This is a genomic window from Streptomyces sp. SID5910 (genome assembly GCF_009862125.1).
Lineage (GTDB): Bacteria > Actinomycetota > Actinomycetes > Streptomycetales > Streptomycetaceae > Streptomyces.
Map to the genome: position 1 here is coordinate 1 of NZ_WWHX01000836.1, position 9463 is coordinate 9463.

At 73.1% G+C, this 9463-nt stretch carries 8 protein-coding genes; 4 read left to right on the plus strand and 4 right to left on the minus strand.

What is annotated here, in order from left to right; all coding sequences use genetic code 11:
* Positions 1-71: 71 nt before the first annotated feature.
* Positions 72-2456: a phosphoketolase family protein gene (locus tag GTW67_RS29465; protein WP_161167802.1), complete on the plus strand. Its 2385-nt coding sequence runs from the start codon at positions 72-74 to the stop codon at positions 2454-2456.
* A gap of 35 nt (positions 2457-2491) precedes the next feature.
* Positions 2492-4867: a glycosyl hydrolase family 65 domain-containing protein gene (locus tag GTW67_RS29470; RefSeq protein ID WP_161167803.1), complete on the plus strand. Its 2376-nt coding sequence runs from the start codon at positions 2492-2494 to the stop codon at positions 4865-4867.
* 9 nt (positions 4868-4876) lie between these two features.
* On the opposite strand, the gene GTW67_RS29475 is transcribed toward GTW67_RS29470, so the two are convergent.
* Positions 4877-5332 (minus strand): hypothetical protein, encoded by a 456-nt coding sequence (locus tag GTW67_RS29475; protein WP_161167804.1) that lies wholly within the window; start codon positions 5330-5332, stop codon positions 4877-4879.
* Between the two features lie 248 nt (positions 5333-5580).
* Between GTW67_RS29475 and GTW67_RS29480 the strand changes: the two genes are divergently transcribed.
* Positions 5581-5859, plus strand: coding sequence for a hypothetical protein (locus GTW67_RS29480; protein WP_161167805.1), 279 nt, complete (start codon positions 5581-5583; stop codon positions 5857-5859).
* A gap of 40 nt (positions 5860-5899) precedes the next feature.
* Here GTW67_RS29480 and GTW67_RS29485 read toward each other — a convergent pair whose 3' ends face one another.
* The 3 genes from GTW67_RS29485 to GTW67_RS29495 all read right to left on the minus strand — a co-directional run bounded on the left by GTW67_RS29485 (position 5900) and on the right by GTW67_RS29495 (position 8984).
* Positions 5900-6763, minus strand: a complete 864-nt coding sequence (locus tag GTW67_RS29485) for a DMT family transporter (RefSeq protein WP_161167806.1) — start codon at positions 6761-6763, stop codon at positions 5900-5902.
* Between the two features lie 72 nt (positions 6764-6835).
* A complete protein-coding gene (locus tag GTW67_RS29490) occupies positions 6836-7699 on the minus strand; it encodes a hypothetical protein (protein ID WP_161167807.1) in 864 nt (287 codons plus the stop codon).
* Positions 7700-8033: 334 nt separating this feature from the next.
* Entirely contained in the window at positions 8034-8984 is a 951-nt protein-coding gene (locus GTW67_RS29495; RefSeq protein ID WP_161167808.1) for a hypothetical protein, read from the minus strand.
* A gap of 223 nt (positions 8985-9207) precedes the next feature.
* Between GTW67_RS29495 and GTW67_RS29500 the strand changes: the two genes are divergently transcribed.
* The coding region (locus GTW67_RS29500) for a YrdB family protein (RefSeq protein ID WP_237519087.1) at positions 9208-9463 on the plus strand (256 nt) is incomplete at its 3' end.

Sequence of the window (9463 nt, forward strand, 5' to 3'; positions counted from 1 at the left end):
GGAACCACCACGCACCCCCCGACACACCCCGCCCCGGCCCGACCGCTGTCCCGACACGGAAAGGACCCCCGATGTCCGCCGACCCGCAGCAGGCGCCCCCCGGCCTCCCCGACGAGGAGCTCGCCACCCTGGACGCCCACTGGCGAGCCGCGAACTACCTCTCCGTCGGCCAGATCTACCTCATGGCGAACCCGCTGCTGACCGAGCCACTGCGCCCGGAACACGTCAAGCCGCGCCTCCTCGGCCACTGGGGCACCTCACCGGGCCTCAACCTCGTCCACACCCACCTCAACCGGGTGATCAAGGCCCGCGGCCTGGACGCCCTGTGCATCTGGGGCCCCGGCCACGGCGGACCCGCCGTCGTCGCCAACTCCTGGCTGGAGGGCTCGTACACCGAGACCTACCCGGACGTCACCCGGGACGCGGCCGGCATGGCCCGTCTCTTCAAGCAGTTCTCGTTCCCCGGCGGCGTACCGAGCCACGTCGCCCCCGAGACGCCCGGCTCCATCCACGAGGGCGGCGAGCTCGGCTACTCGCTCTCGCACGCCTACGGCGCCGCCTTCGACCACCCCGGCCTGGTGGTCGCCTGCGTGATCGGCGACGGCGAGGCGGAGACGGGCCCGCTGGCGGCGTCCTGGCACTCCGACAAGTTCCTCGACCCGGTGAACGACGGCGCCGTCCTGCCGATCCTCCACCTCAACGGCTACAAGATCGCCAACCCGACGGTCCTGGCCCGCCTCCCCGAGGCCGAGCTCGACGAACTCCTGCGCGGCTACGGCCACGACCCCGTCCACGTCACCGGCGACGACCCCGCCGCCGTGCACCGGGCGATGGCCCACGCCATGGACACCTGCCTCGACCGCATCGCCGCGATCCAGCGCGCCGCCCGCGAGGACGGTGCCACCGAGCGGCCCCGCTGGCCGATGATCGTGCTGCGCACCCCGAAGGGCTGGACCGGCCCCGCCGAGGTCGACGGACTGCCCGTGGAGAACACCTGGCGCGCCCACCAGGTCCCGCTCTCCGCCGTCCGCACCAACCCGGAGCACCTGAGGCAGCTGGAGCAGTGGCTGCGCTCGTACCGGCCCGAGGAGCTGTTCGACGACACCGGCGCCCCGCGCCCCGCCGTCCTCGCCGCCTGCCCCGAGGGCCCGCGCCGCCTCGGCGCGTCCCCCTTCGCCAACGGGGGCCTGCTGCTGCGCGAACTTCCCCTGCCGCCCCTGGACACGTACGCCGTCGCCGTCGACAAGCCCGGCGCGGGCATGCACGAACCGACCCGCGTCCTCGGCGACCTCCTCGCGGACGTCATGGCCGCCACCGCCGACCGGCGCGACTTCCGCCTCGTCGGCCCCGACGAGACCGCCTCCAACCGCCTCCAGGCCGTCTACACCGCCAGCGGCAAGGCCTGGCAGGAAGCGACCCTGCCCGTCGACGAGGACCTCGACCGGCACGGCCGCGTCATGGAGATCCTGTCCGAACACACCTGCCAGGGCTGGCTAGAGGGCTACCTCCTCACCGGCCGGCACGGACTGTTCTCCTGCTACGAGGCGTTCGTCCACATCGTCGACTCGATGGTCAACCAGCACATCAAGTGGCTCCGGGTCACCCGCCGCCTGCCCTGGCGCGCGCCCATAGCCTCCCTCAACTACCTGCTCACCTCGCACGTGTGGCGCCAGGACCACAACGGCTTCTCCCACCAGGACCCCGGCTTCGTCGACCACATCCTCAACAAGAGCCCCGAAGCCGTACGGGTCTACTTCCCGCCGGACGCCAACACCCTGCTGTCCGTGGCCGACCACGCCCTGCGCAGCCGCGACTACGTCAATGTGATCGTCGCCGGCAAACAGCCCTGCTTCGACTGGCTGACCATGGACCAGGCCCGCGTGCACTGCGCGCGCGGCGCCGGCATCTGGGACTGGGCGGGCACCGAGGACGGCACCCGTGAACCCGACGTGGTGCTCGCCTGCGCCGGCGACGTCCCCACCCAGGAGATCCTGGCCGCCGCCCAGCTCATCCGCCAACACCTGCCCGACCTCGCCGTACGCGTCGTCAACGTCGTCGACATCGCCCGGCTGCTGCCCAGCGGGGAACACCCGCACGGCATGAGCGACTTCGAGTACGACGGCCTGTTCACCGCCGACAAGCCGGTGATCTTCGCCTACCACGGCTACCCGTGGCTCATCCACCGCCTCGCCTACCGTCGTTCCGGCCACGCGCACCTGCATGTGCGCGGCTACAAGGAGATCGGCACCACCACCACGCCCTTCGACATGGTCCTCGGCAACGACATGGACCGCTACCGCCTGGTCATGGACGTCATCGACCGCGTACCCGGCCTCGCCGTGCGCGCGGCGGCCGTGCGGCAGCGCATGGAGGACATCCGGCTGCGCCACCACGAGTGGATCCGGGAACACGGCGTCGACCTGCCCGAGGTCGCCGACTGGTCCTGGGAGGGCTGACCCGCCGTGCCGCGGCGCCCAGCGAAGGGAATCCTGTGACCGCGACCGCCTCCACCTGGGACTACGACCACTACGACCCCGCCGAGGAGCGGCTGCGGGAGTCCCTGTGCACGCTGGGTAACGGCTACTTCGCCACCCGCGGCGCACTGCCCGAGTGCGCCGCGGACGACGTGCACTACCCGGGCACCTATGTGGCCGGCTGCTACAACCGGCTGACCTCTACCGTCGCGGACCGCGAGGTGGAGAACGAGGACATGGTCAACCTGCCCAACTGGCTGCCCCTGTCCTTCCGGGCCGCCGGAGGGGACTGGCTCACGCCGGACACCGCACCGGTGCAGGACCACCGGCAGACCGTGCACCTGGACTCCGGGGTGCTGGAACGCCGAACCCGCTTCGCGATCGGCGACGGACGCGTACTGACCGTGCGCCAGCTGCGCCTGGTGCATATGGCCGATCCCCATCTCGCCGCCCTGCGCACGGAGTTCACGGTGGAGGGCGCCGGCACGGACCTCGACGTGGAGGCGGCCCTCGACGGCGACGTCACCAACTCGGGCGTCCCGCGCTACCGGGAGCTCGACGGCCGTCACCTCACCCACGTCCACACCGGCTGCGCCGACGACGGCACCGTGTGGCTGCGCTGCCGCACCCGGACCTCGGACATCCGGGTCGGCATGGCCGCCCGGACGTCGGCCGGCGCGCCGGTCACCCCCGGCCGGGCGCACCTCAGGGCGACCCAGCGCACCACCCTGCGCCTGGAACCGGGCCGCACCGCCACCGTCGACAAGGTCGTGGCCCTGCACACCTCGCACGACCCCGCGATCAGCGACCCCCTCCAGGCCGCCCTGGACCGGGTCGCCGACGCCCCCGGCTTCGACGACCTGCTGCTCAGTCACCGCACCGCCTGGGGCCAGCTGTGGCGCCGCGCCCAGCTGGAGGTGCCCGGCGAGGCGGGCGCCATCCTGCGCCTGCACCTCTTCCACGTCCTCCAGACCCTCTCCCCGCACACTGCCGACCTCGACGTCGGCGTACCCGCCCGCGGACTGCACGGGGAGGCGTACCGGGGCCATGTCTTCTGGGACGAGCTGTTCGTCCTGCCCTACCTCAACCTGCACTTCCCCGAGGTGTCCCGGGCCCTGCTGCACTACCGCCACCGCCGTCTGGAACGGGCCCGCGCCGCGGCCCGCGCCATCGGCAGGCGCGGTGCCCTCTACCCCTGGCAGAGCGGCAGCGACGGCCGCGAGGAGACCCAGCAACTGCATCTCAACCCCCACTCGGGCCGCTGGCTGCCGGACCACTCGCACCTCCAGCACCACGTGGGCTCGGCGATCGCGTACAACGTGTGGCAGTACTGCGAGGCCAGCGGCGACGCGGAGTTCCTGCACACCAAGGGCGCCGAGACCCTGCTCCAGATCGCGCGCTTCTGGGCGGACTCCGCCACCTGGGACGACGACCTGGGGCGGCACCGCATCCGGGGCGTCGTCGGCCCCGACGAGTACCACGAGGCCTATCCCGGAGCCGCGGAACCGGGCCTCGACGACAACGCCTACACCAACGTCACCGCCTCCTGGGTGCTCACCCGCGCCCTGGAGGTGGTGCGTTCCCTGCCCGAGCCCCGCCGCCGCGAACTCGTCGAGCGCACCGGCCTCGACGGCGGCGAACTCGAACAGTGGGAGGACGTCTCCCGCACCCTCCACGTGCCCTTCCACGAGGGAGTCATCAGCCAGTTCGAGGGCTACGGCGACCTCGCCGAACTCGACTGGGCGGGCTACCGCGAGCGCTACGACGACATCCGGCGGCTGGACCGCGTCCTGGAGGCCGAGGGCGACAGCGTCAACAACTACCGGGCGTCCAAACAGGCCGACGTCCTGATGCTCGGTTACCTGTTCTCCCCGGCCGAACTCCGCGGCCTCTTCGACCGGCTGGGCTACGCGCTGGACGACGACACCTGGCGCCGCACCGTCGACCACTACCTGGCCCGTACCAGCCACGGCTCCACCCTCAGCGGACTCGTCCACGGTTGGATCCTGGCCCGCGCCCGGCGCGCCGAGGCGTGGACGTTCTGCCAGGAGGCGCTCCGGGGCGACGTCGCCGACCTCCAGGGCGGCACCACCGGCGAGGGCATCCACCTCGGTGCCATGGCGGGCACCCTCGACCTGGTGCAGCGCTGCCTGACCGGACTGGAGACCCGCGCCGGTGCCCTCTGGCTGGATCCGGTGCCCCTGCCGGAGCTGTCGTCGTACGGGTTCTCCATCCGCTACCAGGGCCACTGGGGCGTGCGGTTCCGGCTGGAGCACGGCCGGCTGGAGATCGCCGTACCGGCCTCCGACCTGCTGCCGATCGACGTCCGGCTGCCGGACCGCGCCGTCCGCCTCCAGCCGGGCGACACCTGCCGGCTCGTGCTCCCGGACTGAGCCCTCCCGTCAGCCAGGCAGGGGATACGTCACCACGCGCGGGGACCCGTCGGGCCTGCCGTCGGTGTAGGTCAGCGTGATCCGGGTGTAGTGCTGCTCGCCCGGATCCCGCTCGCCGGCCGACGGCTGGTCGAGCCGCACGGTCACCGGGTACGAGCGGAACGTGCCGGCCGCGCAGTAGGGATCGCAGTCGTTGACGGCGTTGAGTCCCTGCCCGACCGCCTCGGTCGCGTCCCAGCGCGCCCAGTGCATCGAGGTCAGCCGGCTGTTGCCGTCCCCGCAGGCCAGCACGTACGCGGCCGGCCGTACCTCGCCCCGCATCGAGCAGTCGACGAGCACGGGGTCCTGGACCTGCTGCTTCACTGCCTGCTGCGCCTGCGGGGCGGCCGAAGCGGTGCCCAGCGGTACGGCGAGCGCGGCGGCGGCACAGAGTGTGACCGCTGCCCTCATCGGGTTCCTGCCCATGTCTGCTCCCAGCCGTCTCGGGGTCGCCTGTCTCCGCTCTTCCCCGTACCGACCGTACGACCGAGTCCGTGAACGCACCACTCGTACGGCGCAACGCCCGCGGGCACCGGTGCGGGCACCGGTCGGTTCGTGCGACAAGACGCCGATTGCATCCACCGTGTGGTCGTCGCGCCGGCCCGCAACCGCCGTCACCGCCCGGGTGTCTCATGCCGTCGAGAACGGCGACCCATCACCCGGAGGACCGCGGTATGCACACGATCACTGCCCCGACCGCCGCCGACCCGACGCGCTCCCGCGAGGCCCAGGGCGACTTCCTGCTCCAGCCGCCCGACCCCGCCCAACGCGTCCCCTGCCGTATCGACCCCGTCGACCTGCGCCGCCTGGACCTGCTCGCCCTCCTGACCGCGGCGGGCATCGCGCCCTCCGCCGGGGACCGCGCGGCCATCGAGCGGCTCAGCGAACTCCCCGGCAGCGTGCACGTCGCCCTGCACCGCTGGCTGGAACAGGCGTACGGCTTCTGCCGGTGACCGCCACCCGGTGCTCCGCCGTCCCGCCCCGGGCCGAGGCTCACTGCTCGGTGCGCAGATCCACCCCGCGCCGGGCCAGTGTGAGGACGCCGACGACGATCAGGGCGACGCCGGCCAGCTGGGGCAGCACCCACCAGTCGGTGCGCACGTCCTCCTGGTACAGGACCACGCCGAGCAGCAGGCTCACCGTCGCGTCGCCGAGGGTGAGGGCCGGCTGGGAGGCGACCAGCGGCCCGCCCTGCATGGCGTGCTCCAGCAGAAGCACGGCGCACACACCGGCCGCGGCGAACGCGTAGGTCTGCCACACGGTCAGGAAGCCGACCACGCCGTCCGTGTCCAGGACCCGCATGGAGTCCTTTATCAGCCCGGCGGTCAGGGCGTAGCAGACGGCGGTGGCCGCGCCGAGGCAGCCGGCGCGCGCCTTGCCGACGGGCCGTCTCAGCCCGGCGGCGGCCAGCAGGACCGCCAGCCCGGCGCAAGCACCGAGCGCGGGCACCCAGCGGTCCATGGAGACGTCGTTGCTGCCGCCGCCCGGCGCGGCCGCCGCCAGCGCCACGCCCAGGCCGACGACCACGCCGGCCACGGCGAGCCACATGACGTCGGGCAGGCGGTGACCGGTCGCCAGCGAGGCCAGCAGCAGCGCCAGCGGAAGCTCCAGCACGAACAACGGCTGGACGAGTGACATCGGCCCGGTCGCCAGGGCGGCCGCCTGCCCCACCCCGGCGACGACGACGGCCAGCATGCCGCCGAGCCACACCGGCCGCCGCAGCAGGTCGACGACGAGACCCGGACGGAAGCCCTGGGACTGCGGCACGCTCAGCGCGGCCCGCCGCTGCAACACGGTGGCCAGCGCGTTGCTGAACGCGGCGACGAGAGCGAAGAGCACCGGCAGGACAACACCCATCCACCGATCCTCACCCCGTTCCGCCCCGGCCGCGCGCCGCAGTGCTCCGGTGTGGTGCCCGGGAGCCGGGTGTCAGTCGTCGGCGCGGTCGGCGGCCGGCTGGGCTCCGGCGTCGTCCTGCTTCGGCTCCGGTGCGTCGGTGGCGGTGTAGTAGACGGACGTGCCCTGCTTGGTGCGCTGGGCCTGGTTCTTGGCGACGAGCCCTTCGAGGGTGGTGCGCACGACCGTGGTCTTGATGGTGCGGTCGGAGTGGGCCTGGCCGAGCGCGGTGGTGACCTCGGCGGCGGAGCGGGGCTCCTTCTGCTCGCTCAGGTGCCGGCGGACCAGCTCGACCAGCGTGGGCTGGGCCGGCTTCGCGGCCGCGGGGGAGGACGCGGACGACGAGGACGGGACGGCGGTCGCGGTGGAGGACGCGGACGGGGCCGGTGCCTTCTTCGCCGCCGCCTTCCCGACCGACTTTCCGACCGCCTTCGACGACGGCTTGGTGGCCGTCTTCGCGGGTGACTTCGCGGGTGCCTTCGACGCGGACTTCGCGGCGGGCTTCGTGGTGGACTTGGTGGCGGGCTTGCCGCCCGACGTGCCGGCGGGCTTGGTGCGGGGCTTCGTGGCCGCGGCGCGCTTGGGCGCGGTACCGGCCTTCCCGCTCCGCGTGCGCCTGCCCGCGGCGGCCGTCTCGGCGGCGGCACTGTCGCGGGGCGCGGGCACCGGCGCCGGATCGGCCGCCGACGGGGCCGGTGGCGTGGTGACACCGAGGGCCTGCTGCATGTTCACCAGCAGGGCGTGGTCGTGCTGGAGCGCGGCGAGTTGCTGCTGGAGGTCGGTGATCTCACCGCTGACGCGCTCCTGTTCCTTGACGTTGCGCTCCAGGTCGCTCGCCACCTGGACGCTGTACTGCGAGGCGAGTTCGGTGGCGCTCTGCGCGGTGTTCTCGGACATGGTGTTGACTCTCCTCGATTCGCGGCCGTGAAGGCACGGGAGGACGGCGGGACTTCAGTCGTGGGACATGGCGGCCATGTCCGGTCGGCGCCGGGCAGCGGAGTGTTCGGTACTGCTGCCGACCGTCGACACCGAATGGTACGGACGGCGGCGCCTGTTGTTCGTCTGTTTGCTCGCCGGTATACCACGTCGGGCCTGCACCGCGGTACGCGTCACCGGCACATCGACGCCTTCAGTGACTCCTGGGGTGTGGTCCGGTACCCGTTCGTCGCGTGGGTGTTCGGAACGCAGACACTCGACGCCCCGGGTACGGACAGCAAACGGTTCGGCCGGACTACCGGACGCGGGCGGTCAGTCGCTCCCTGTGCCGTGCCGTCTCCCGTGCCTCCCGTTCGGCCCCGGCCAGCGCGTCACCGGCCGCCCGGTCCCGCTCCTCGGCCTCCAGCCGTTCGCGCTCGGTATGCTCCAACTCTGCTTGTGCACTGCGGAGTTGTTGCTCGGCGCCCGTCACCTGTTGCTGCGCCCGGTCATGTGCGTCATGTGCCCGCCGCAGTGCCTCCTCGGTGTCCGTCCGTGCCGCGCGCAGCTCGTCGGCACGGCGTTCGGCGGCCTCGGCGGCCTCCTGGGCCCGAGTGAGTTCTTCCTGTCGCTTGCGTCGCCGCTCGGCGAGTTCGTCCTTGGCCCGTGTGTCGGCGGGGGCGCGCTTCGCCGCCGGCCTGGACGGTTGCCGCGCCGATGATGAGTCCGCCGCCCGCAGGGTGACGGCGGGGCCGGCGGGGAACTCCGACGGCGGGGTGAGTGAGTTCTCCAGGCGTCCCTCCGCCCACCGGTCGGCCGCGTCCGGGTCCGCGAGGACCGCGCGCAGCGTCGACTCGACCTCCTGTCGTGCCGCCTCCGACAGCTGGTGCCCCGTCTCGCCGGCGAGCTGGGCCGCCTGCCGGGACAGGGCGGAGACGACGCTCCGGCGCTGTGCGGAGAGTTCCTTGAGGCCGGCGGCGTCCAGGGTGCGGTGTGCCTCGCGCAGTGCCTGGCCCAGTTCTAGGAACCGCCGGCTCTCCTCGGGCCGGGAGCGCAGCAGCAGGTTCGCCGCCCAGGCCGCGCGCGTGGGCCGGCGTGCGGCACGGATGCGGCGGGCGTCCTGGGCGCGTCCGGCCGTTCTGGCGGCGGCGGCCCGTTCCTCACGCCGGGACACGAAGTCGGGCGGCGGTGTGGCGTACAGCTCGTCGAGCACCGCCTCCACGTCCGGCTCGCCCGCGTTCCGCCGGCGCCCGCCCTTGCGCTGCATGCTCCTCGGCCTCCACTCGGACGTCCACGACCGGTGCCCTGTGCGGTCTGCCCGCGCTCCTCCCTCCTGTCTACGGGTGACCCGGCCACCCCGCGACCCGGGCGCGGTCTGCCCGAGAGCCGGGTTCCCGTCCGTCCGCACCCGGACATGGTCGTCGCCGTGACATGCTGGGGCCCGGCAGACGGGGGAGGACATGTTGGCCAGTGACGCTCAAGTACCCGCGATGCGGGGGTGGTTCGCCGCCAACGAGGTGCTGGCGTTCCTCCTGGAGATCGCCGCGTTCGTGGCGCTCGGCTGGTGGGGTTTCGGCGCGGGCCACGAGGGCGCGGCGCGGGTGCTGCTCGGTGTGGGCACACCCGCGGCGGCGATCGCGCTGTGGGTACTGTTCGCCGCGCCCCGGGCACGGTGGCGGCCGGGACTCGCGCTGGTGCTCGTCGTCAAGGCGGTGGTGCTCGGCGGCGGCGCCCTCGCCGTCCACG